Annotated in this window: 23 protein-coding genes; 10 read left to right on the top strand and 13 right to left on the bottom strand. The window is 42.5% G+C overall.

The window, feature by feature from the left end:
• Positions 1–28: 28 nt before the first annotated feature.
• A complete protein-coding gene (locus IQO02_RS18000) occupies positions 29–847 on the top strand; it encodes an SDR family NAD(P)-dependent oxidoreductase (protein ID WP_010431869.1) in 819 nt (272 codons plus the stop codon).
• Between the two features lie 148 nt (positions 848–995).
• Here the strand turns inward: IQO02_RS18000 and IQO02_RS18005 are convergent, their stop codons facing one another.
• Positions 996–1,697, bottom strand: a complete 702-nt coding sequence (locus IQO02_RS18005) for a lipoate--protein ligase family protein (protein ID WP_016789958.1) — start codon at positions 1,695–1,697, stop codon at positions 996–998.
• Between the two features lie 242 nt (positions 1,698–1,939).
• On the opposite strand from IQO02_RS18005, the gene IQO02_RS18010 reads away from it, so the two are divergent.
• The 4 genes from IQO02_RS18010 (at position 1,940) to IQO02_RS18025 (ending at position 6,082) form a co-directional block, all read left to right on the top strand.
• Positions 1,940–2,839 carry a homocysteine S-methyltransferase family protein gene (locus tag IQO02_RS18010; RefSeq protein WP_010431874.1) on the top strand — a complete coding sequence of 300 codons (900 nt, stop codon included), beginning with the start codon at positions 1,940–1,942 and terminating at the stop codon, positions 2,837–2,839.
• Positions 2,840–2,954: 115 nt separating this feature from the next.
• Complete coding sequence (locus IQO02_RS18015) at positions 2,955–3,965, top strand: Gfo/Idh/MocA family protein (RefSeq protein ID WP_016784372.1); 1,011 nt, start codon at positions 2,955–2,957, stop codon at positions 3,963–3,965.
• Between the two features lie 10 nt (positions 3,966–3,975).
• Positions 3,976–5,496 (top strand): SgrR family transcriptional regulator, encoded by a 1,521-nt coding sequence (locus IQO02_RS18020; RefSeq protein ID WP_010431881.1) that lies wholly within the window; start codon positions 3,976–3,978, stop codon positions 5,494–5,496.
• Positions 5,497–5,683: 187 nt separating this feature from the next.
• The gene (locus IQO02_RS18025; RefSeq protein WP_016784374.1) at positions 5,684–6,082 is read left to right on the top strand and encodes a DUF1090 domain-containing protein; all 399 of its coding nucleotides are present in this window, start codon (positions 5,684–5,686) and stop codon (positions 6,080–6,082) included.
• Positions 6,083–6,192: 110 nt separating this feature from the next.
• Here the strand turns inward: IQO02_RS18025 and IQO02_RS18030 are convergent, their stop codons facing one another.
• The 5 genes from IQO02_RS18030 to IQO02_RS18050 form a co-directional block, all read right to left on the bottom strand.
• On the bottom strand, positions 6,193–7,308 hold the full coding sequence (locus tag IQO02_RS18030; RefSeq protein WP_016784375.1) for an HDOD domain-containing protein: 1,116 nt from the start codon (positions 7,306–7,308) through the stop codon (positions 6,193–6,195).
• A gap of 241 nt (positions 7,309–7,549) precedes the next feature.
• On the bottom strand, positions 7,550–8,605 hold the full coding sequence (locus tag IQO02_RS18035; protein WP_010431911.1) for an alcohol dehydrogenase family protein: 1,056 nt from the start codon (positions 8,603–8,605) through the stop codon (positions 7,550–7,552).
• Positions 8,602–9,120: a TetR/AcrR family transcriptional regulator gene (locus IQO02_RS18040; protein ID WP_102282465.1), complete on the bottom strand. Its 519-nt coding sequence runs from the start codon at positions 9,118–9,120 to the stop codon at positions 8,602–8,604. Before IQO02_RS18040 ends, IQO02_RS18035 begins: the two co-directional genes overlap by 4 nt.
• Before the next feature lie 199 nt (positions 9,121–9,319).
• Positions 9,320–10,774 (bottom strand): glutathione synthase, encoded by a 1,455-nt coding sequence (locus IQO02_RS18045; RefSeq protein WP_016789960.1) that lies wholly within the window; start codon positions 10,772–10,774, stop codon positions 9,320–9,322.
• 122 nt (positions 10,775–10,896) lie between these two features.
• Positions 10,897–11,844: a LysR substrate-binding domain-containing protein gene (locus IQO02_RS18050; protein ID WP_010431921.1), complete on the bottom strand. Its 948-nt coding sequence runs from the start codon at positions 11,842–11,844 to the stop codon at positions 10,897–10,899.
• 120 nt (positions 11,845–11,964) lie between these two features.
• Between IQO02_RS18050 and add the strand changes: the two genes are divergently transcribed.
• The 3 genes from add (at position 11,965) to IQO02_RS18065 (ending at position 16,118) form a co-directional block, all read left to right on the top strand.
• The gene (gene add, locus IQO02_RS18055) at positions 11,965–12,963 is read left to right on the top strand and encodes an adenosine deaminase (protein WP_010431924.1); all 999 of its coding nucleotides are present in this window, start codon (positions 11,965–11,967) and stop codon (positions 12,961–12,963) included.
• Positions 12,964–13,116: 153 nt separating this feature from the next.
• Positions 13,117–13,680 carry a sugar O-acetyltransferase gene (locus IQO02_RS18060; RefSeq protein ID WP_010431927.1) on the top strand — a complete coding sequence of 188 codons (564 nt, stop codon included), beginning with the start codon at positions 13,117–13,119 and terminating at the stop codon, positions 13,678–13,680.
• A 188-nt stretch (positions 13,681–13,868) separates the two neighbouring features.
• Positions 13,869–16,118 carry a hypothetical protein gene (locus tag IQO02_RS18065; RefSeq protein WP_010431929.1) on the top strand — a complete coding sequence of 750 codons (2,250 nt, stop codon included), beginning with the start codon at positions 13,869–13,871 and terminating at the stop codon, positions 16,116–16,118.
• On the opposite strand, the gene IQO02_RS18070 is transcribed toward IQO02_RS18065, so the two are convergent.
• From IQO02_RS18070 to IQO02_RS18080, 4 genes are all read right to left on the bottom strand, one after another.
• Positions 16,112–17,167, bottom strand: a complete 1,056-nt coding sequence (locus IQO02_RS18070) for an AI-2E family transporter (protein ID WP_010431932.1) — start codon at positions 17,165–17,167, stop codon at positions 16,112–16,114. The two genes, IQO02_RS18065 and IQO02_RS18070, sit on opposite strands and share 7 nt — an antisense overlap.
• 100 nt (positions 17,168–17,267) lie before the next feature.
• Positions 17,268–17,480 carry a hypothetical protein gene (locus tag IQO02_RS22265; protein WP_010431934.1) on the bottom strand — a complete coding sequence of 71 codons (213 nt, stop codon included), beginning with the start codon at positions 17,478–17,480 and terminating at the stop codon, positions 17,268–17,270.
• A complete protein-coding gene (locus IQO02_RS18075; RefSeq protein ID WP_010431936.1) occupies positions 17,467–17,955 on the bottom strand; it encodes a hypothetical protein in 489 nt (162 codons plus the stop codon). The genes IQO02_RS22265 and IQO02_RS18075 overlap by 14 nt, the downstream gene beginning before the upstream one ends.
• Positions 17,956–17,990: 35 nt before the next feature.
• Positions 17,991–18,239, bottom strand: a complete 249-nt coding sequence (locus tag IQO02_RS18080) for a hypothetical protein (protein WP_010431939.1) — start codon at positions 18,237–18,239, stop codon at positions 17,991–17,993.
• A 304-nt stretch (positions 18,240–18,543) separates the two neighbouring features.
• On the opposite strand from IQO02_RS18080, the gene IQO02_RS18085 reads away from it, so the two are divergent.
• Together IQO02_RS18085 and IQO02_RS18090 are read left to right on the top strand one after the other, a co-directional pair.
• Positions 18,544–18,972 (top strand): DUF2383 domain-containing protein, encoded by a 429-nt coding sequence (locus IQO02_RS18085; protein ID WP_016784379.1) that lies wholly within the window; start codon positions 18,544–18,546, stop codon positions 18,970–18,972.
• Between the two features lie 107 nt (positions 18,973–19,079).
• The gene (locus tag IQO02_RS18090) at positions 19,080–19,490 is read left to right on the top strand and encodes a hypothetical protein (protein WP_016784380.1); all 411 of its coding nucleotides are present in this window, start codon (positions 19,080–19,082) and stop codon (positions 19,488–19,490) included.
• A 188-nt stretch (positions 19,491–19,678) separates the two neighbouring features.
• Here IQO02_RS18090 and IQO02_RS18095 read toward each other — a convergent pair whose 3' ends face one another.
• The 3 genes from IQO02_RS18095 to IQO02_RS18105 form a co-directional block, all read right to left on the bottom strand.
• On the bottom strand, positions 19,679–20,596 hold the full coding sequence (locus tag IQO02_RS18095) for a mechanosensitive ion channel family protein (protein ID WP_016784381.1): 918 nt from the start codon (positions 20,594–20,596) through the stop codon (positions 19,679–19,681).
• Between the two features lie 41 nt (positions 20,597–20,637).
• Complete coding sequence (locus IQO02_RS18100; RefSeq protein ID WP_016798649.1) at positions 20,638–22,251, bottom strand: diacylglycerol kinase family protein; 1,614 nt, start codon at positions 22,249–22,251, stop codon at positions 20,638–20,640.
• A 150-nt stretch (positions 22,252–22,401) separates the two neighbouring features.
• Positions 22,402–22,830, bottom strand: coding sequence for a hemerythrin domain-containing protein (locus IQO02_RS18105; RefSeq protein WP_016767331.1), 429 nt, complete (start codon positions 22,828–22,830; stop codon positions 22,402–22,404).
• Between the last annotated feature and the right edge of the window lie 61 nt (positions 22,831–22,891).

Genomic DNA, 22,891 nt, shown 5'->3' on the forward strand with positions numbered 1-22,891 from the left:
GCACGGACAACGTTTCAAAGGAAGAAAGATGCAAAAAAAAATCATGATCACAGGCGCGACAGATGGTATAGGTTTAGAGACAGCAAGAATGTTGGCTCAGCAAGGACACCATATCCTGATTCATGGACGCAACCCTGCGAAACTGAATAAGGTAAAAACCAGTTTATCCAGGCTCTCTAAAAACGCAGTCATCGAAAGTTATATTGCTGATCTATCTTCCCTGGCAGATGTAAAGGAACTCGCACAGCAGATCAACTCAGCGCACAAACAACTTGATGTACTGATTAACAACGCTGGCGTTTATAAGGTAGATAAGATCACAACTCAGGATAATCTAGACGTTCGATTCGTCGTTAACACGATTGCCCCCTACCTACTCACACAATTACTACTTCCACTTTTTGATTCCTCTGGTCGCATCGTCAACTTATCTTCAGCAGCACAGGCCCCTGTAGATCTTGATCTGATGACCAGCTCAAACGCAGGAGAGTTAGATGGCCCTATTTATGCGCAAAGCAAGTTAGCCCTCACAATGTGGTCTATCAGCCTCGCTCACAAAATCGGAGCTAACGGACCATCGATTATTCCTGTCAATCCAGCTTCATTCCTTGGCAGTAAATTAGTCAAAGATGCCTACGGGTTGGAAGGAAATGACCTAGGTATTGGTGCTGACATTTTATCTAGAGCGGCATTGTCTGATGAGTTTTCCAACGCTTCTGGGAAGTATTTTGATAATGACTCAGGGCTATTTAAAGACCCTCACTCTGATGCTTTAGACACAGATAAAAACCACAAACTGGTGACCACCATAGACCAGTTGATTGCAGAACACCTCTACTCTCGCTAGCCAGATACAAGGAGTGTTCCATATTTAGGAGCGCTCCAAAACCCCAAACTCACCGATATCTTGACGAGAGAACTTCATCGATTGTTTAGGTAAAATTGAAATGGTTCCTCTCCCAACAAATTGGCATAGCGTTAACGAAATAACGGCATTACGCATGCTTGATGAAAGCTTGGCTTAATTGCTGAAAGAGTGAGTCTACGTTGGGGAGGGTCGTCAAATGCGCGGACAACGGAGTATGAACCTGCGCATCCACCACAGTTGGATTCCCGCAAATTTGATTATAAAAATTCACGGGCTCAACGATGTTCTCTAGGTCTACATCTAACAAGATACAAGCTTGAGAAAGTACGATTTGGCCCCCCCCTTGTTTAAGCAATACACGTTGCGCAGTACCCACTATTTTTTGTTTATTGATATTGAGGTTGTAGTCACCATCACAATAAGAGCCGGGGGTTGCGTGTACATCCACACCAATACCCAGCTCTTTAAAAAACTGGGTTAAGACATCGCATAAATGTCGATACGCTGTTTGGATGTTGTAGGCTTCATCACGAGGCCAATGGTAAATGTGCGACAGATTAATGATCCCCGGCAGTTGGGGAACGGGAGCGCCACCCGTTTTTCGAGAAGTGAGTTGCCAGCCTTGTTCCGCGAGTTGCTTTCTAGACTCTATCGTCACTGGCCACTTTTTACCTGCGGGTAAAACGAGCGTTGGCGTTTTTGCTTGCCACAGCATTAAGGCTTGTCCAATCTCACTCGCCTGTATTTGCTGCAATAATTCAGCTTCTTTTTCAAACACACGATCAACATCAATGTGCGGGTAACGTACGAGTTTATTCGTTAACTTCAATGCACTTTTCCTCTACAGATTGTGGTGACTTAGTATTTAGCGTTCTGGGATGGTTGATGAGATAAACATACCTTTGAAACCCAATGCAGCATAGCACCAATTACCCCTCCAGCCCTTTTTCCTTTAATTATTGAGATGTATTGATTTAGCTAAACTACTTCCACTTTGATGGCTTCTGTCTGACAAGGTTGTCTGATATGGTGGCGGCAGAACTTCAGCAACTGTTTTAGATAGTATTAAATATGAAAACACTAACCATACTTGATGGCGGCATGGGCCGAGAACTCAAAGAAATTGGCGCGCCATTCTCTCAACCGCTTTGGAGCGCTCAAGCTCTGATTGAAGCCCCTGATCTTGTTAGCCAAGCGCATCAAAATTTTGTCGATGCTGGCGCTGAAATCCTGATCACCAATAGTTACGCGTGTGTACCTTTTCATTTGGGTGAATCGCTCTTCGAGCAACGAGGTTTTGAACTAGCAGCGCTATCTGGCGAACTGGCGAAGGCGGTTGCTGATAATGCTCCTCACACAGTGAAAGTTGCGGGCGCGATTCCACCGCCGTTTGGCAGCTACCGACCAGATTTGTTCAAGGTAGAAGAAGCAGCACCAATCATTCAAACGCTTTACGATGCTCAAGATCCAAACATCGACCTTTGGATAGCGGAAACGATTTGTAGCCTGCAAGAATTCGACTCAATTCACGCGGTACTCAAGCACTCACATAAGCCGTGTTACTACGCATTCAGTTTGGAAGATACCAAGGGCGATTTTGCGAACATTCGCTCTGGAGAGAGCGTAGCGGATGCCATTAAACTTGCCTGCCAATCAAACGCGAAAGGCATTATGTTTAACTGTTCAGTGCCTGAAGTGATGGATCAAGCGATCATTGATGCAAAGAAAGTGATTGATGAGCTAGGTAGTGGTTTAGAAATTGGTGTCTACGCCAATAACTTTGCACCTATCAGCAGCGAACATAAAGCAAACGACATGCTTCAAGAAATGCGTGAACTGGATGGTCAAGGTTATCTAACTTACGCCAAACGTTGGCACGCACTGGGCGCGAATATCGTCGGTGGCTGTTGTGGCATCGGTCCAAAACACATTCAAGTTTTGGCGGATTGGAAACGTTCCATACAGAGCTAATAATAACATCACGACAACAATCTAGATAAATAGAGAACAGGTTGAGAAATCTGTTCTCTATTTGTATGTGGCGTCTCTGAGTACACTGATACAAAACAACGATTTGGAGCAACTGATGAACGACATGCAACGAAAAATTAAATGGGGCATCGCAGGGCTAGGCAACATCGCCAATCGATTCGCAACCTCTGTAACAGAGCACTGTCTGCGTGGTGAACTTTATGCGGTTGCCGCGAGAGACCATAAACGCGCAGCCACGTTCGCGAATAAATTTGGTTGCGCTAAGGCTTATGACTCTTATGAGGAGATGGCGAATGATCCAGCAGTAGAAGCGGTTTACATCGCCACCGTTCACCCATACCACCAGCCACTTGCCGAGTTATTTCTAAAGAACAATAAGCACGTATTGGTCGAGAAGCCAGCTTTCACTAACCTTGCTGATTGGCTTGAGATGAAAGCTCTCGCGAAACAAAATGGCGTGATGCTGCTAGAAGCGATGAAGACCGTGGTGTTTCCCGCGTATCGTGAGCTCCAATCATTCTTGGTCGACAACAACATTCAGATAGACTCAATCGAAGCCAGCTTTGGTAACCATCACGACTATGACCCAGAGTTATTTATCTTCAACCCAGAGTTATCAGGTGGAGCAACGCTCGATGTTGGGGTCTACGGGCTTTGGTTCTTCTACGACCTGTGTCGAACTCTGAGTGTTAACCCTTCAAAACCTCAAGTAGAGGTGTCATGCCTGTATGAGGGGGCGAATGTTGATACCGATGCGTGCTTTACCTTCTCTGGTGGTATGAACGGTAAGATATCGGCATCAACGGTGCAAAACCTTCCCCGATCAGCACACTTGACTGGGCCCGACACTAAGATCACCATTCACGAAAAATGGTGGAATCCGGCCTTTATTGAGATTGAACATCAAGGGCAGAAGTCGACCATCAACAAACGAGTGACGGGCAATGGATTCGAGTTTGAAATTGACCATTTTTCAGAGTTAGTCCTTCAAGGCAAAACTGAGTCCGATATCCTAAACCCAGAGATAACCTTTCAAGTGCTCGATACGATGGAAAAAGCACTCATTGACTCTGGCTATAAACATTTAACTCAACCTCGTCGTTAGGAAAAGCAAATTGGGCAACCTTAAGCGCAAGCTTGAACTGTATGAAAAGATATTTCAGGCTTTTGGGCCAGGAGTATCACACTGTCAGATCAACCAACTGGCCACGCTGCTGCATGTAAGTGAACGTCACGTTCAAACCTTACTCAAAGTAATGACAGCACAAGGTTGGATTGAGTGGCAAGCAAGCTCAGGCCGAAGCAAGAAAGCACAACTGATGTGTCTGGTTGAGCCCATTGAGGCGTGTTACCAATACGCACAAACCCAAGCCGATACGGGCAACATAGAACAAGTGTTTAGCACCTTAAGCTTCAACGGCCGCAATGCAGGCGCAGAACTGCAAGCCTTTCTAAACAGCGCTAATCAATCTGCGCAGAACGTCGCGTACATTCCCTTTCACCGAGAACTCGAAGCACTTCATCCTCAACGAGTGCTTAGACGCACCGAACGTTTCTTAGTGATGCAAGTTTGCCAGCGCCTAACCACCGTTCAACACGGCAAACTCAGCGGCGATTTGGCGTATCATTGGCAACCTAATCAAGACGCTACGCAATGGCACTTTCAAATTCGCAATGGCGTTCAGTTCCATAACGGCAGAACACTCGAACCTCAAGACATAGCACGCAATCTTAACTCGCTAATTCAAAGCAAAATATGGCGTCGCTGCTATCAGCATATTGATGAGGTTTCTGCTTCGGCTGGTAATGTGGTTGTCGTGAAGTTGAATCAACCGGATTGGCATTTACCGCGCTTACTTGCCAGAGTTGAAGCCTCCGTATTTGATCACTCATCACCGACTGATAGGCTGATTGGATCTGGCGCGTTCTCACTAGACATATTCTCAAGCAAGATGTTGAGATTAAGCCGTAATAGCACGTATTCACACAGCACTCCGATTCTCAATCGAGTCGAGTTGTGGGTCTATCCGGAATGGGCACAGAGCAAAGCTTGCGCTCAAAATCAGGTGTGCGTAAAACTGCCCGAAAAGACGGTCACTGTGTGTGGCGATGACCATTCTTCCCAACCGGATTTCGGCTCAACCTTCTTCAAGATTCAAAGCCCGATGTTGTCGAAAACCGTTCGTGAATTCACTGTTGAAGACACCTCTGAATGCCAAACCCTTTTCGAGCAATTGTCAGTATCCGGCGACAGCAAAACCAACGTGAAATATGGACACTACCTAACTAACTACCTAACTACCAAAGATGTCGCGCTATGCAGCATTATTGATGAGAACGACACCTTCACTTCGTGGTTAAGCTTTTTCACTCGCTTTCCCTTTGAGGACTTAGCACTGCCTACTGAGATGATAGACAGAATCGAACAAGGCTTAACCTCAATAACAAACCAGCCCAACTTTGAGTTAGCGATGAATGCACTGTTGGAACTCAAGCATTGGTTGAATGACTCTGGGGTTGTGGTTGAGCTCAAGCAAGAGGCGTTCAACTTAGAGGTTTCTGAAAAGATACACGGCGCGCAAGTAAATGGATTCGGTTGGTGCGAACTCGACCAATTGTGGATTAGCCACTTCTGAGTAAGACCTGAAAGAAATCATTGGGCACAAAGACTTATCTTTAACATTCAGCTGCCAATAGCGTCATTATCAGGTGCTAAAGTAATATAGACATGAGGCTAGGCTAAATTAGTCTCAACCAAGGTAAGCTTGAGAACAGTAAAAACAAAATAAGCTCAAGCTAAATAAACCAGTGAGAAGGTAAACCATGACTCGACACTTAAAAGGCCCATTATTGTTTCTTTGCGCGCTCTCTTTTAACAGCATGGCGAGTACCCAATGCGATGCGCTTATAGGCTGTGAAAAGAAATTCTGTGAGATCGAATATCAAATAAAGAAGGCTGAGCAGTACGACAATCAGTACAAAGTGGAGCGATTAACCACAGCGTTGAAAGCGGCGAAAGAGAACTGCACCAATGAAGGTTTGAAGGATGATCTGCGTGAGAAGATTGAATCCAATGAACAAGATTTAGCTGAATACCAAGCCGACTTAGAAGAAGCAAAACAAGACGATAGAGCGGATAAGATTCGAAAATATGAGGGTAAGATCGAAAAAGAACTGCGTAAAACCGATAAATTGAAGCAAGAACTGACTGAGATCCCTTAATCGAAGCTAGATACAGAAATGGTCTCACTGCTTTACTGCTTAGTTAGACCATTTAGAAAATACCGCTTTATGGCAACCTCAAGAACCAATCTAGCCAACGCCAGTCGTTATTATCCCACCAGCGCCAATTCAGACTCTTTATAGATACGGTTGGCCACGTTGTATGCCGCAGGCAAAGTTAGGGTCTCTTTGCATCTGCGCTTAAACTGCTCGACTTCAATCGTTTGTTCTTCTAGTAAATAAAACAACTCACTCAAGTAGTTAGCTTCAAACACAGCTTGACCAAGTGGCGTGCATTCATATCGGCTCGACTCTTGGTAACCAATCACCGTCAGCACAGATTCTGGCAACTCCCAGAACTTAGCTATGGTATAAGTCAGACGAATAGAGTAGCTGTTCATCAGGCGCTTCAACGCTAACGAGTTAGGCGGAACAGAAGGATCTACATGCTTGAAGGCTTCAACCATCATTTGGAAAATGATCATCTTGCCTAAGTTGCGAATCAACCCAACAAAGTACGCCGCCGCTTGATCTTCTTGAGATGAAGAATCTTTCATCAACTCCTTAGAAAAAGACGCGGTTTGAACGCTGTGATTCCAAATTTTCTCACCGAAATGACGCCAGTAAATATTGTTGCCCGGCGTGAAGTTCTTCATGTAGCTATTCACAACCCCTTCAACAAGTCCTTGAGAACCCATATTTAGGAATGCTGTTTTTAGGTCGGTTACCTGTTTTTCACTGCGTTTGTAGAAAGCACTGTTAGCCAGTTTAATTACATCGGCAGCCATACTCGGCTCTCGCTCAATTACTTTCAACAGAGCATCTACATCAAATTCGTCACTCTGTAATTCTGCCATTAATGTGGTCACAGAGGCTGGCATCACTGGCAATTCATTAAGCAAGGCTTTTGGAGAGCGAATCAAACGTTCGATCTGACAAGCAACAAAGTCACTAAACGGATCTGACTCCGTTCGCAGGCGAGACTCTCCAAATAAGTAATCAAGAAACTCAGCATCGTGCAAGCTTATTGCTTTATCAACAATGAGTGATGGTTCATGAGCCGATGAGGACGGAACAAAAATAGAAGAATGAGATGGTGCAGTGCTTTGCTCAAGAACGGAATCAGAAGAAACGCTTTGTTGAGAGACACTCTTTGATGAATCATTTTGCTTACTTTGATTAGAAACAAAAGGGGAAAATAGTGCCTGCAATACCCTTTTAAACATCAATACGGCTCCTAGATGGATATAAAACAGATCGGGATATATAACAGCAGTGATTATTGCACAGATAACTCATAAACCACACAGTGATAAATCAATCACTTATTTTTTAGCTGTATAAGATCAGATACTCACAAGCCTTAAAACCAGACCCACCTCTATTTCACCTTCTCCCAAACGAAAAGAACGAGCAGGTAACATGTACTCGTTCTTGCCTATATTTGAACCGTGAATCTCTATAACGTTAGCGTTGAGCCACTTCCAGAACAATCTTGCCGACGTGCTTTTTTTTCAAGAATTCCTCTTGTGCTGTATGAATATCAACAAGGGAATACGACTCCGCAACTATCGCGCTAATCTGTTGTTGTTCAATTCGATTAACTAAGTTTTGAAACACTTCAGGCTCCAGCACAGTACAACCGAAGAAGCTTAAATCTTTCAAATACAAAGTTCGTACATCGAGCTCGACCATAGCGCCACCAATTGCGCCAGATACGGCATAACGGCCATGGGGTTTCAGTACTTCAAGGAACTGAGGCCACTTGTCACCGGCAACCAAGTCGATAACCACATTGACGCTGTTTGCGCCTAACGCTTTAACCAGATCAGCATCACGAGCAACCACTTCATCAGCACCCAATTCAAGTAACTGTTGGTTTTTACTTGGGCTAGTAATGGCAATAACATAAGCGCCACGAGCTTTGGCTAGTTGAATAGCAGCCGAGCCCACACCACCCGATGCGCCAGAAATAAGCACGCGATCACCTTCGATTACGTTGGCACGGGTTAGCATATTTTCTGCGGTCGAGTAAGAGCACGGGAAAGACGCTAGCTCAACATCCGACATGGTGCTGTTCACCGCATAAGCGTGTTTCGCCGCCACTTTGGTGTATTCAGCAAAACCACCATCGCATTCCGAACCGAAATACCATGGTTGTGGTAAATCTCGTCCGTACACTTCAGTCAAACAAGGTTCGATAAGAACACGCTCTCCAATGCGATCAGCAGAGACTTCATTGCCGACCGCCACGATGAAACCACATACATCAGCACCTTGGATGCGAGGGAACTGCAACGCTTCACCCGACCAACTTGCGTCGTCTGAGTCATCACTTTTTGAGTACCAGCCGATTCGAGTGTTGATATCCGTATTGTTCACGCCCGCAGACATCACTTTGATCAACACTTCATTAGGTTCTATTTCAGGAACAGCGATATCTTCACGGTAACCAAGCATTTCTGCTCCGCCGTGTCCTAACATCTCTACGCCTTTCATTGTTTTTGGTAATTCGAATTTCATCGTGTTTCCTTGAGTAATTTTGTCACCATATTCTGTGCTGATGTAACGGCTTCTTCGCCTAATACTGGCCACGCGCTTGATACACCTTCATGAAGTAGAAAAAGCTCTGAAGCAAGATCATCTCGTTGACTCTGCATACCCAGAAGTGTTTTTACTTCTCGTTTATGTTCAGTAACAGCTTGGTTAATTATCTCGTTGTCAGGAAAAGCCGCCATCGCATTCATCGACATACAACCGTGCGGCGCATACTCTTCCATCCACTGTTGTAACTTGTTGAAGATATCAAGCATCGACTCAAGGCCACCTGCAGGTACATTTTCTAATAGAAAATTTAGGTAACGGTGATGACGGTGCTCTAAGGCGCCCACTATCATCGCCTCTTTCGATGGAAAATGTTTATAGAGCGTACGTAGGCTGACATTACACGCCGTTTTTAGTTGAGCCACACTCGGCTCAGCAAAACCTTGTTGGCTAAACGCCACTTCAAGACTTGCTGCAATCTGTTCTCTTAACATAGTGCTCTCTTAATACTGAATACCAATCGTAGTAAGTAACAGGGATAGGTAGAATAACTGCTCTACCCATATGGTAGAGCGAACATTCTACCCATGTCAATGAGATCTTTTTGTTGTCCTGTAAAACAAAAAATCCCGTATCCAATTAGTAGATGCGGGATTTCAATTATCAAAACCACTAGATTATTGCTTAGTCAAATTAGGATTCAATCAGTGTTAAAGAATCTAAAATGCCTTTTCCACTGTGGATCCCGCCTTCATTTTCGCTGGCTGGCTTACTGCGGATTAAATAGCCCGCGTAGCCGTCAAGTTCGGTCACTGGCCTACCTTGGTAGTAAGCGGTAAATAGACCGACTTCGCTGACTAGGTCTGTCACGAGTGTTTGTTGAGTGTCTCTCACCGCAATAGTTGGCATATCTCGCTCATGTGGGTACAAGCGCTGCATGAGTGTCCACGCGTCGTACTCTTCTGGCTTAAGTCGACTAAGTTGCTCGCTGATATCGTCACCGAACACACAATGGCCGCCGCCCTCACCTTGGTTTTTCAGCACCCATTCTTGCTTATCAGCTTGTGTGTTAAACCATTCAATCGACTCGCTGGTGATTGGTTTCATATCTGCTAAAACACTTTTCACCAATTTAGCTTCTTCTAGCGTTAACCCCCAACGAGCGTATTCTGATACAGGCATCATGGTTAGGAGCATCTGCATGGTTTTACTGGTTGCTAGCTGTTGGCTGAAGGTAGCATTCACAGCGACATGGTGTTGTTCGATGAACAAACGCGTCTGACTTAGCGTGTCGCAACAAACGGATTCATTAAGCTCAGGCGCCCAGTAGTCTGAATACTGATAACCCGCTCTTAGGTACACAACATCGACTGCACCAACATCTTGCAAAAGCAGACGTTGGTTATCGCCCGTTGAGAGCTGAGAGCTCAATTGATCGAAGGTACGGCGAACCGTGCGAACACCCTGTTTTTGTAACTCAACTTCAAGTAGGTGTTGGTCATAAACATTGTCTTCGTTCTTCTGTACCACCATCAAGGAAATCGGTTTGCCTTGTTCATTGAATTCCGCTTTAACTTGCTTTGCAGCACTAGCGATACCATAAGCCAACTGGGTTAAGCCTTGGTTTTCAGCCGGTGTTGCTGACGGTTCTTCCAACCAATGGTTATAAACGTTTGGCCATTGGTTTTGCATGAATGAGTGAAATTCTGTTGCACGTTGACCAAACGGAGCCATCCCTGCAGCAATACCATTAAACTCAATCACTTTTGCACCGTGTTGGCGATCGTCCATAAAATCAGTACGCATCAACAACAGTGGCTGACGGGCAGGATTCAAGCGCTCATCCACACTGCCATGGGCTTGTTGATGCAACTCCATCAAGTGACCAAAGAACGGATCGGCTTGAGCCATATCGCTCAATGATGACTGTAAAAAATCATGATCTTCCGACACGTTACTGATCAACTTAGTGATAAGCGGAGTGACTCGGCGCAAGTGATCATAAACCTCGCGCTCCATTGTCATTGGCGCAATACTGAAAGGACAATGCCTCGCGGTATTGTCAGACTGACGAAAAGCGACACCGTGCATGATTGCCCACTCACACGCGTCTTCAATAATTTGTTGCGGAATCAATGACGTTAGCATTGGATTCATTTTGGTTTCTCACTATTAACTCAGATTAAGCACTCTACTAAGACGATGCCCATTCTAGAAAGACGAATAAAAACGAAAAATATTTCATTTCTTTGAGTGTTCGAGTTAATGATTCACATCTGGGTATCTTGGGTCTTATTGACTATCAGGTCTCGAAGCCATTTGTGACTTGGTTCAGAGTCAAAGTAACGGTGCCAAAGCAGAAACAAGCCACCGGGAACTAACTCAATAGGAATCGGCTTCATCACCAACTCACCACTCTCAATATAGTCACGAACCGAGTTGTACGGATAACACATCAGTAAATCGCTTTGTTTACACAGTTTTACTGCGCTGGTGATGTCCGACACGTTGGCGGCTTTATTGATTTGGAGCTGTTTGGCTTGCAAAATTTCAAGTAGCAGCCAGTCGCCAACACCACCGGTCACTAACTGAATATGACGATATTTAAGGAAGGCTTGCAGGTTCCACTCTTCTTGAAGCACTGGATGATCATTTCGCATCAAACATACAGAGTAATCTTGCAGCAATTCGACATGGTTTAGCTCGGCAGGGATATTTTGAATATGGGTACTCGCCCTTTCATCGAGCTCAAAAATCCCAATCCCAAAATCGACCTCACGCTTTAATAAGCGCTTAAAGGTTTCGCTACTCCAAGTCGTGCTGTTTACCGTAATATTCGGCGCATCTGACAGCGCGTTAGGCATGAATTTAGGGTAAATTGCGGTATAAGCGGTTTCGACAAGATCGATATTAAAAGTCCGTTCACTGTCTTTTGGCTCGAAAATATCCGGTACAGTTAGCTGCTCAACTTGCAAAAGAATTTGATGAATCTTAGGCGCAAGAGAAGTCGCTTTCGGGGTTGGAAACAGACCTTTTGACTCGCGTTCAAAAAGAGGATCATCAAACAAAGCTCTGAGCTTGGTGAGCTGTTTACTTACCGCAGACTGACTTAAAAAGAGTCGCTCTGCCGTTTTACTCACACTGCGCTCTTCAATCAGAACATGTAAGCAAAGCAGCAAATTCATATCGCATTTAAGTAAGCTTTTAACATCTACCATGATATTCCCTAAATTCAGGTTAATGATGATTATTTGTCACTTTAAATCATATCATTGTCTTGGTAAATTTAGTGTATGTGAGTTAACACGCTCAAATAATAATAGAATTAAGGATTACTCATGGATTTTCTAGCACTACCAAAGATTGATTTGCACTGCCACCTAGACGGAAGTGTTCGCCCAGATACGATTATTGACCTAGCAAAACAGTACAATATCGAACTACCTGAAGATCGCGACGCGGTTGTTCAATCTCTAACGGTGCCAGAAGATTGCAAAAACCTAGATGAGTATCTAGCTTGTTTCAGCCTACCATTGCAAGTAATGCAGACTGAAGAAGCAATTGAACGTATCTCTTTTGAGCTTTACGAAGACGCTGCACTAGAAAACGTTAAGTACCTAGAAGTTCGTTTTGCACCGATTCTGCACGTAAACAAAGGTCTATCTCTCGATGCAATCATAGCTAGTGCAGTTAAAGGCATGAAGCGTGCTGAAGAGAAATACGACATCAAGGGCAACTACATCATGTCTGTACTTCGTATGTTCCCTAAAGACTCTATCAAAGACGTAATCGACGCAGGCCACCCTTACCTAGGTAAAGGTGTAGTGGCGTTTGATATCGCTGGCGGTGAAAAGCCAGGCTTCTGTGCTGAATTCCCAGAATACACGCAATACGCTCTTGATAAAGGGTACCGTATTACCGTGCACGCTGGTGAGCAATGGCATGGTCAAAACGTTTACGATGCAGTGACAATGCTTGATGCTGAGCGTATCGGCCACGGTGTTCACATCCAAGGAAACGAAGACGCATACAACATCGTTAAAGAGAAGCAGGTTGCGCTTGAAACTTGCCCAACAAGTAACGTTCAAACCAAATGTATTCACAAATTTAGCGACCACCCAATTGCTGAATTCAAGAAAGACGGCATCGTTGTCACTATCAACACAGATAACCGCACTGTGTCGAACACCACTATGACCAACGAAGTGAAGCGTGTGTGTGAAACTTTCGGTCTAACAAAAGAAGACTACGCAGAGATCTACAAATACTCTGTGGAGAGCGCTTTTGCTTCAGACGAAGTGAAACAACACCTAATGGGTTTCGTTAAGCAAATCTAATTTAACAAAGCGCGCCTTTTGCTGAATAGCTGGGCTCACTTAGCATTAGTGCTTAAAGGCACAAAACAGGAAGAGAAAGGCTTAGGCTTTTCTCTTTTTTTATGTCTGTATCTCCGTATTCTAATACCCATGTTGACTAGTGAGATGCAAACAATGAAAACAGAACTCCAAAAAATGCTATCCGGTGAAATTTTTGATGGCGCAGACCATGAGATAGACCACATGCGCACTCACGCGAGCAAGGCTCTGTCAGACTTCAATCAATGTTCAGACGATACTCAGCAGCCAAGCCTTCAAGCTAATCTATTTGGGAAAGTAGGCAGCAGCGTTGTCCGACCTCCTTTTCATTGCGAGTTTGGTAAAACCATTGAGATCGGTGACAACACCTTTATCAACATGAATGTTGTCATGCTTGACGGCGCCAATATCAGAATTGGTAACAATGTATTGGTGGGGCCAAGTGCTCAATTTTACACAGCCTCTCACTCATTGGATCACCTCAGTCGCCGTAAGTGGGAAACGTTTTGTCTACCTATTACAGTCGAAGATGATGTCTGGATTGGCGGAAACTCGGTGATTAACCAAGGCGTGACGATTGGTGCTCGCTCTGTTATCGCAGCGAACTCTGTGGTCAATAGTGATGTGCCACCAGACTGCTTATACGGAGGCACGCCAGCCAAGTTGATTCGACATTTGAATACTGAGCAAAGACGATAGCTAACTGCTCTCGGAGCAAACAAAGCCACAGCGAACGCTGTGGCTTTTCTTCTATATGATTGTTTAATGATGATAATGCCCTTCCCCCCTATCAAAATTCGTAATTTAGCTACACTTAGATAGAAATAAACTCATGATAATTTTTTCGAACAGATGTAGCTCCAACGTCACCATGATTGGGAAAGCCAATGACAAAACACCAAGCTTTGTTACTCTCCACAGCGACCTTCTGCTCTATTTTCATATGTAACTCTAGCTACGCTGGCTATGCGATCGTATTACCAGGCCAGCATGAACAAGGGATTAACCTGCAAGGCTCTGCTGTATCAGCAGACAACGTGGTTGATTGGGAGATCGATAATAGTGACTTAGTGTTTGGCGCTTTCGGCAATAAACGTGATAACGAAAAAGTTAAAACTATCGGCTATATGTACAACCAAAAGTTAGAGCTGAATTCAGGAGAGTTGGAAAACGAAATTAGAAACACGGCAGAGAAAAACGGGATAGATTACGAAGATTTTTTTCTACACTTTGCAGAAGACACCATTCTAGCTGAACTCGATACTACACACGGTGACAATACGCTATTAAACCGTAAGCCTATGATCATTGGCTATACCGAAAACGAAAAGCATGCGGGTTATGCACTTTATCAGCAGCCGCCTTGGAATGCAGATGTATTTGAACATTTCGACAAAGGGGGCGCACTCTACATTTACCATTCGGAGAAATTCGATAGCTTAACATTCGAATTTTCGCGCTTTGCGCAAGGCGGAGAATTCCATATTGAATACCCCATATCGATGAATGATCTAGGCCAATCTACGGCATGGGCTCACTTAGAAATAACTAATGATCACACACACAATATGACTCAAAGCCAAGCGGTAAGCTGGCGAGTGCCCTCTGATTGGGTCAGAGCAACAACTCATGATAGCAGCGGCCAGAGTTACGGTGGTGGGCAATATTTTGGTTCTACATTGGTGAGAGATGGCGGCCGTTTATACGTTGTCAGAATCCGTTGGCAAGGCAACTCAAGTGATATCCGACCTCGCTTGAATCGAGTTCAATTGAAAGACAGCTTCCAAAAAATCGCTGCCAAAGACCTTCTATCTCAGATCACAAATACGAATTCAAGATCTCACAACGAAACAAAGCAATGGCGAAAGGTTCGTGGTTTTGACCAATCGGCGGATCTCAATCAAGACAACTATTTATCCCCTTATGAATATGAAAACAGGAACAACAAATCAGCCACGGCTCGCTTTCGTTGGGAATCTCGCGTGATCCCATTCGGGCGAATGTGGAACCAAAACTCATCATGGGCGCTGACCAATTTGGCCAATCCAAACCTGTTAATGATTCTACAAAATTACTATTCCAAAACCTGGGAGGAACAAGGGCTGGCTGGGGCCTACAACGACGATACCAATAAACTCATTGGCCGCAATCAATTTGAGGTTTATTCCGGAGGAACCGTCTGTGAGCTTGGGTTTATCGTAGGATCTGTCGAGGCTGACAATGTCTACAAAGAGCAATTCTCTGCTTTTCTGAATGGTCTGCAGATTAACCAAGATAGACCCTCAATAGGTCTCAACATTGGAACAGCAAACCTTTATGGTCGAAATGGGCAGGCACACTTGATTAAAGCTGGAGACCTATACTTTCGGGAGCAATACTTATTCCCCTCTACCGGTTTTAGCGGCTTTAACGGGTTGTCTAAGTTTTGGGATAACTCAGCACTTGCCTATGCTGGCTCTAACGTTATATTTCAGGCCACCACTCGCTTTGGACGAGTTCAGTTCCTAGGTAACAATCAGGACAATTGGCAACAAGATCAATATTCTAACCTCGTAATCTATTACCTCAACGCTCAACCGACACATAGCTATTTTAATCAATGGAGTGGCAGTTATGTGTATGGAAGTGGTAACACAACTAAAGATAATTATTGGAAAAGTGGTGTACCAAAAAATATCGCCTACCAACCAACGGAGTTACTTAAGATAGAACTCGGCAATCCAACTAACCAGATTCCTACTCATTTGAAACCGATTCCTTTGATGATATCGACCTTAAACCCTACCCCCAACGACTACACCATAATTGGCGATTCAACTAACAACCACATCATGCACCCAGCGCTGCCAAACGGTATGGTTCGACTGTTACCAACCTATACCTATTTCGCTTATCGAACAGATGAAAACGCAGTGGAAGGCGGCCCACAAGAAATGGTGGTCGCACGTGAGTTTGAGCATGGTCGCGTACTCTTCCGCACCGATTTCTACGGCAAAAATCCAGACTTCTATTCAGCGCCTAAACTCAATATTCCATTAAAAAAACCCATGAGGCCGGTCGATACAAATGGCAACATTGGAGACTATGTGAAAGAAGTGACGCTGAGTGGTTATCAAGGCTTACTTCTGCTCTACTGACCTTTATGAGCATTCAACCTTGGATGTCTTAACTGTTCAAAAAATACATTCACACAGACAAGTAATGGGACCCCTACTAACATTCCCATAGAGCCCCATAGCCAACCCCAAAATACAAGCCATACAAATAAAATCAGCGGATTGAGACTAAACCTTTTCCCCAGTAATGTAGGAGTAACCAATTGGCTTTCTATCAAATTAATCGCCAGGAAGATCGCAGCGACCGTCAATGCGTAGCTAAACGACTCAAACTGTATAAAAGAGACTAAAGCAAAGCACGTAACTGAAACCATCGGGCCAAGATAGGGGATAAAATTCATTAAGCCTGCAAAAGCGCCCCAAAGGAAAGGGTCTTGCAATCCCATCATATAAAAAGCAAAGCCAACAGTGAGTCCTAAGCAAACATTAATGATGGTGATGGCGCCTATGTAACGAGACAAATCCTTTTGAACAACTTTAACCAATTCAACAGCTCTACGCTTATCTGAAAAGCATTCAAAAAGAGATAAGCTTTGAGAATAAATTTTTCGACCGTAATTCATCATGAAATACGCCATAAGAAACGCAACCAACAACTGAGTAACAATGGTTGGTGTTGTCGTAAGCACTGATTCTATAATGGAAAAAGCCGTGTTATTGGTAAGCCCATCATTGGTAACAGTACTACTCATGGAGAACCCGGTGGCGTCAGTTAAGCGACTGTTTTGAGTAACCTCACTCACTTCATTAGATACATTCTCAACCAACATTGGTAATTTTGACCACCATTGCTGAGCGGGCTCACTCAACATATTCAAACTAATCACAACAAAGCCAATAAAACCAATAAGTACAGCCATTACGTTAATGACTCGAGGGATACCGAAGCGAGTAAGGTAGTTAACTAGAGGGCTACATAGCAAAGAAATAAAAGCACCAAAGATGATTGGCAACAAAAATGGCTTGGCGATATGTAATGTAAAAATAGACATCATGAGAACAGCAAGGAGCATAAAACTAGTTTGCAACACACTTCGTTGTCTAAGAATACTGTATTTTTTTGATGTCATTTTATTCCTATGAGTAGGAGGTCTTGTTTTTGAGGCTTCGTCAATTTGAATCAGGCACTCGATACCGTCAGCCAACACTAACTTGAATTAAAAATGATGGTTACTTAAGTAAATTAAGTATTAGCGATAGCTGTTTATAACCAAAAACAGACGATTTAAAACGATGAGTTCGATTCAAAATTACAACACCAAGGCCTGTGATGCCAAGAGCATACAAGGGGTGCTTGTGAACAAACTCTTTTCCTTTGTGACGAATAAGTCCCATACAAAGTGCAACTTGACGAGCTCTACTTCTCCCCTCAAGTCTTTTCATTTGAATCTGTCTTTGTCGATTCTTGAGTGCTGACATGTAACCCCTCCTTCAATTGCTCTTTCGTACATTCAAAACCTATAAATTGCTTTAAGTAACTAGAACGAAGTACCAAGCATATTAGAATCAAACCGAGTGTGAATATAAACGCGCCGTAACCCGCTAACAGATTCAAAGTGAAGTAGTAGATCACTACTCCAGCACCGACGGCGATACTAAAAAGAAACAGCGGTAACAACGCAACAAAGAGGAGCTGAAACACAAGACGCTTTTTAAATGCATCAACACTATTGCGAAACTCCAATAAGAAAAGCTCTAAGGTCGATTGAGACCATTGCTGGGTATGTGTCTGTAATATAGCTAAGTCTTTCCACAATCCATTTAACTCAGAAGCAGAACGTTTAAGATCATCCACCTTACGATCGCTCGATTTATCATTGGCAGAGTTTACTGGATCATTTTGACTATTTACCTGCATAACGGTGCTCTCTCAATTGCGATGTTGATATATGGCTATTTGATTAACTTCGAGACAGCCCAACCAGCGAGAAACGCACAGCCAACACTCAATAATGGACGCTCTTTAATGATGTTTTCCGCTTTCTCAGACGTGTTCTTCACACTTTCAGAGCTGGCCTCGAGAGTTTCATGGACCGCCTCTTTCACATTTTCGATAACTTCTACTGCGGCCTCTTCAGCTTTTTCATAAGTTTCTTCAATTTGTTGTTTGGCTTCTGAATTTTTAGCGTTTGACTTTGGCATAAGTTTTCTCCTTATTTGATTATCATAAGCCAGAGAATAATATTAATACTATTAATCTCTAGCTACTTTAATAATCAATGCTAGCATCGTGCCAACTTTCACAAGTACCAGAATAATTGAAGATAAGCTCCCATATCATTAATAAATGGCATTAATCAATGTAATAATTTCACTAGAAAACATCTATTAATGTATTTTTTACAAAAGCAAAGTAAAACCTTAGACGAAACAATCTGAATATAGGGTTATTAATTGGCATAAAAAATGCAATAACCAAATACAGCTTAGAACCAAATGAGGATTCATGAGAAACCAAAGTATATTATCTATTGTTAACCTGATAAAAAGTGGAAATATTATTTACGAAAAAGCGATATCCAACATAAGAAGTGAAAAGATGGCAAAAAATCTTTTTGATATCTACACGGTAAAGAAATGTGCAGAGTTAAAGTTACAATCTTTAACTTACTACTCAAAAATACATCAAGAACAGATACCCGCTAGTTATACGATAAATGCCAGAGAGCGCTGTATTGAAGCGGAAGATACAAAAGGTAAAAACAATCAAGAGCTCTATTTAAAGCACCTAGAAGGTGTCGAGACAAAGATCATTTCCGACATTGAATCACTGCTAGAAACTAACCCTGATATAGAAGGGAGAAGAAGATTAAAAGTGGTAAAAAATGAAATGGAATCATGTCGAGACCAAATACACAACATGCGTCAGAATTAGTTATTAGCGAATGATGGTTGGAAATCAGAATCAAAGAAAAGGCTTATTTTAATTATTATAAATCAACTGAAATTATAAATACTACTGAGATAAAAAGGAGTAATGATATGTTGTTTAAAAAGGACAATGATCCCCTTGAGGTAATTCACTATAAAGGCATAGAAAAAATACTATGTACATTGAAAGATCACTACTTCTCATGTGTTGACCTAATTGAACAGAAAGCACATGGGAACATTGCAAGAGCTGCAAATCGATTTATAAAAGTTGAACGTTCATTAATAAACGAAGTAAACACCAAGTTCTGCATTAACAATGAAGTTAATGACAATGACATATTGAGTCAGCCCCCTGAGTTAATTGTTAGTTATAACGATATGTACCAGAGTAATTTAAGCCTAATTTCTTACCTCAAAAACACTATTAGAAAGTTTAACAATCAACATATGTCTGCTTTTTTCTCCTATTGGGTTGCGGCGTTGCAAGTTGAAAATGATGAGATAGCAAAGCATTTGTAACAGATATAACCCATCTAAAATAGATACGATTAATTAACTTGAGAAGAGAATCAAAGCCTACAACACAATCATTAAACAGTGGGAATAATCTAGGTTTAATTCTGATCTAATTCTGGCATCACTCAAAATAAAAAGCGTCGAGGCATATTGCCTTGACGCTTTTTTACGAGAGGGACCGCTATGTTATTCTAGGAAGCGTCATCGACAGCCCCAGTCATCATTCTAGACAGATTTTTACCGCCTTTGGGATCAAAATCAAGTGTTCTAATCGGAAACGGTATTGTCATTCCAGCCTCTGATAATGACTCTTTAACCGCTATAATACCGTCGTGCTTTGCGTCCATATAACCAAAACCTCCTGGGTACTCAATCCAAAACCAAACCAATAAGTTAACGCTACTATCAGAAAAGCTTGAAGCGTAAACCGTCGTATCTTCTTTCCGACTAACATAAGACTTTTGGTTTATCGCTTTGGTTATCACCTCAGCGGCTCTTTTGGGACAGTCTGAGTAGGAAATCCCCACAGGGATCTCGACCCTTCTTCGTCCTTTTCGACTGTAGTTCGTCAAAATATTTCGGAAAACCATCTTATTGGGAATCATGACGTGTTGACCAGAGAACGTTTCAACCAGTGTATTTCGTAAGTTTATTTTGACTATGGTACCCATGACATCGTTGGAACCAACAACATCGCCAATTTTAAAAGGTTTACGAATACTCATTGTAATACCTGAAATGAGGTTCTCAGTCATATCTTGAAAAGCAAAACCGATAGCTAAACCTAGAATACCGGCACCGGCAAGCAACGATGTAACCGTACCTTGGAGCCCAACAAAATCTAACGCGACAAAAAATCCAATAGTAACAATGGTAACCTTAACAATAGAAGCCAGTAAGTTAATGACTTCTTGAGAGTCGACAACTCTATTGCTCAATCTTTTAAACAACTTACCGCTTATGTTGGCAACAAAGATAAAAATAAGAAACGTAACAAAAGCAACAATCAGGTTAGGGATAAGTTTAATTGCTTCAACTAACCAATGCTCTAACTTACCCTCTATCAGATGCTGAAACTTCTCTAAGTTAAAAGAGAGATTCATTTCCATGGTGTCTCCTTCTTATTCAATATGCGGATTATTCAATACATTCATGGAATACAAACCGTTAAGGCTTGCTTATCAATACTTATCTCCAGTGAATCAGCCGAATACCTCTCTCCATCAATCACGTATGAAATAGGTCGGTCAGAATCAATTTTAACGAGCTGTGCCGAAGCATAAGTAAAGTAACTAGCTTGTTCTTTCGCTCCGAGACTCGATAACAACAGATCAGATAGAGCGATAGCTCGTTTACTAAGTGAATTTGTATTTTCCAAATAGGTAATATGCAGCTTCCCATCATCCGGCCTAGGAGGCTGTCCCCCTTGAGCAAGCACAGTACTAAAAGGGGAAGAGTTCGCCACGACCAAACTTTGTAGTTTCATACTTTGTGATGGTTGGTCATCGATTGAAATTTGAAAGTGTTGATTATCGTCGGTGATTACTGCATTGAAGAACCCAGTCAAATACGCGAATTGCCCTTTTTCATTTTTTTGTTCTCGATGTGCGTAATCGATCATCTGTTCTTCAAACCCAATACCAAGAAGCAGTAATATTGGTTGTTGATTACAGAACGCCAGATCGATTCTTTTTGAGTTGCCCGATAAAATAGCCTCACACGCTTTTTCAACAGGCGATATTTTCGAGGTCAATCCATAAAGCATATGACATAGAGCGTTCGCGGTACCCAAAGGTATAATCCCGAGTTGTGTATCAGTCTTCCTAACTTGCCTTGCGACTTCACTAACCGTCCCATCGCCACCTGCAACGATAATATGCGCAGTATTCCGGTCTTTGGCCTGCTTAGCTAATATTTCTGCTGATACTTCTTGGCTAGTAAGAAAAATATCTAAACTGTACTTTCTTGTAAGTTCACGAATAACCTGTTGTTCATTCGCCAACCATTTACCACCACCTGCAACAGGGTTGGCAATAAGGCAAGCTTTATGGCCAAGAGTGAGCAAACCTTTATCACTGATTGCTTGAAGTGTTTTCAGTTGTAGATGGTTCAATTGAGCTGTACTTCGCACGTCGTTAATACTTTTCAAGACCTGCTCTACAGTAAGTGACGGATTTTTTGCTAAAAGATAGGCAGCTACGACAAAGACAGAACGTCCTCGACCGAGAGCACAATGCACAACAACCGATCTAGATTGATTGATTTGGGTATCGATCCAATTTATAGCATGTTTAAGCTTATGCATTTTAGGGACTTTATGATCAAGAACCGGGGTGTTTAAATAGCGAAATTGATCACCGGTCATTGCACTTTCTAAACCAGAAAACTCAGCTGTAACATCTACAATACAATGGATGTTTTGAGATTCTAAGAACGATAAATCTGAAGGGAACAAACGACGAGATACATATAAACCTTTTCCAACCTTCTGTATTGGTTCAACTTTATCTCTTTTAATTGCCCATGCATTGTACAGTCGAACACCTAAGAAGAATGGAATGAAGATCCATCTAATCCACCACACTATTTTCCCATCGCTAGTCTTCCTAAATATTGACGGCATATCGAAGATGTAGGCAACACTAACGATGAACATCGACAAACTACACCAGGCAAAAACACCACGGATTATTAGCTGTGGTATAAGAGCAGCAGCAAAAAAACAAGCTATAGCAAGAAGCATATAATATTTAATAATAAACATGTTACGCCTTAATTTATCCGTGAATTTAAATATATTTATCCGTAAATTTATCTATCTCTAAATTAAATAAAAGAAGGGCTCAAGAATGAGCCCTTAGCTTGATAACAAAGCAGTTTTATACTTATTTAAAGAATTTGATTACTTCGTGATTCAAGCAACCTCTTTTTCATATTTACGAGCTAATGTTTCTTTTTGTTCAGTATCTAAGACTCGACCTGCGGTTTGAAAAAAACGCTGCTCTTCTTCTTCTAAATGATGTTCAACCTTATCTTTTAATGTTTTCATTAAAACAAGCCAAGCTGGTGAAGACATCTCTGTATCATCGAGTTGAGCGAGTATTTTGTCGATTCCATGATGTTCAGCGATTCCATGTCTAGTCATGTCAATGGATTGATCACTCTCGATCAAAGGTGCATAAAAATGGCGCTCTTCTGCAATCGCATGCTTGGTTAACTCATTCTTAAGGTTAACATAGAGTTCTTGCCTAGCTTGTGTGTCTCCCGAAGTTTGGAGTAACGCATCCATCAAAAGTCGTTGCTTTTCATGACTGTCTTTGAGCACATCAAATATATTTTTCATGTCTAATTCCTACTTCATTGGTTTACTTTTATGAGGATTTTGGCATCTCATTGCACTCTAG

The sequence above is a fragment of the Vibrio sp. OPT24 genome, from assembly GCF_015163545.1.
GTDB lineage: Bacteria > Pseudomonadota > Gammaproteobacteria > Enterobacterales > Vibrionaceae > Vibrio > Vibrio cyclitrophicus.

Excerpts from the sequence above, each read along its gene's own strand:
- IQO02_RS18000 (WP_010431869.1), top strand. The coding sequence starts at position 29 with ATGCAAAAAAAAATCATGATCACAGGCGCGACAGATGGTATAGGTTTA.
- IQO02_RS18010 (WP_010431874.1), top strand. The coding sequence starts at position 1,940 with ATGAAAACACTAACCATACTTGATGGCGGCATGGGCCGAGAACTCAAA.
- IQO02_RS18015 (WP_016784372.1), top strand. The coding sequence starts at position 2,955 with ATGAACGACATGCAACGAAAAATTAAATGGGGCATCGCAGGGCTAGGC.
- IQO02_RS18025 (WP_016784374.1), top strand. The coding sequence starts at position 5,684 with ATGACTCGACACTTAAAAGGCCCATTATTGTTTCTTTGCGCGCTCTCT.
- IQO02_RS18030 (WP_016784375.1), bottom strand. The coding sequence starts at position 7,308 with ATGTTTAAAAGGGTATTGCAGGCACTATTTTCCCCTTTTGTTTCTAAT.
- IQO02_RS18035 (WP_010431911.1), bottom strand. The coding sequence starts at position 8,605 with ATGAAATTCGAATTACCAAAAACAATGAAAGGCGTAGAGATGTTAGGA.
- IQO02_RS18040 (WP_102282465.1), bottom strand. The coding sequence starts at position 9,120 with ATGTTAAGAGAACAGATTGCAGCAAGTCTTGAAGTGGCGTTTAGCCAA.
- IQO02_RS18045 (WP_016789960.1), bottom strand. The coding sequence starts at position 10,774 with ATGCTAACGTCATTGATTCCGCAACAAATTATTGAAGACGCGTGTGAG.
- IQO02_RS18050 (WP_010431921.1), bottom strand. The coding sequence starts at position 11,844 with ATGGTAGATGTTAAAAGCTTACTTAAATGCGATATGAATTTGCTGCTT.
- add (WP_010431924.1), top strand. The coding sequence starts at position 11,965 with ATGGATTTTCTAGCACTACCAAAGATTGATTTGCACTGCCACCTAGAC.
- IQO02_RS18060 (WP_010431927.1), top strand. The coding sequence starts at position 13,117 with ATGAAAACAGAACTCCAAAAAATGCTATCCGGTGAAATTTTTGATGGC.
- IQO02_RS18065 (WP_010431929.1), top strand. The coding sequence starts at position 13,869 with ATGACAAAACACCAAGCTTTGTTACTCTCCACAGCGACCTTCTGCTCT.
- IQO02_RS18070 (WP_010431932.1), bottom strand. The coding sequence starts at position 17,167 with ATGACATCAAAAAAATACAGTATTCTTAGACAACGAAGTGTGTTGCAA.
- IQO02_RS22265 (WP_010431934.1), bottom strand. The coding sequence starts at position 17,480 with ATGAAAAGACTTGAGGGGAGAAGTAGAGCTCGTCAAGTTGCACTTTGT.
- IQO02_RS18075 (WP_010431936.1), bottom strand. The coding sequence starts at position 17,955 with ATGCAGGTAAATAGTCAAAATGATCCAGTAAACTCTGCCAATGATAAA.
- IQO02_RS18080 (WP_010431939.1), bottom strand. The coding sequence starts at position 18,239 with ATGCCAAAGTCAAACGCTAAAAATTCAGAAGCCAAACAACAAATTGAA.
- IQO02_RS18085 (WP_016784379.1), top strand. The coding sequence starts at position 18,544 with ATGAGAAACCAAAGTATATTATCTATTGTTAACCTGATAAAAAGTGGA.
- IQO02_RS18090 (WP_016784380.1), top strand. The coding sequence starts at position 19,080 with ATGTTGTTTAAAAAGGACAATGATCCCCTTGAGGTAATTCACTATAAA.
- IQO02_RS18095 (WP_016784381.1), bottom strand. The coding sequence starts at position 20,596 with ATGGAAATGAATCTCTCTTTTAACTTAGAGAAGTTTCAGCATCTGATA.
- IQO02_RS18100 (WP_016798649.1), bottom strand. The coding sequence starts at position 22,251 with ATGTTTATTATTAAATATTATATGCTTCTTGCTATAGCTTGTTTTTTT.
- IQO02_RS18105 (WP_016767331.1), bottom strand. The coding sequence starts at position 22,830 with ATGAAAAATATATTTGATGTGCTCAAAGACAGTCATGAAAAGCAACGA.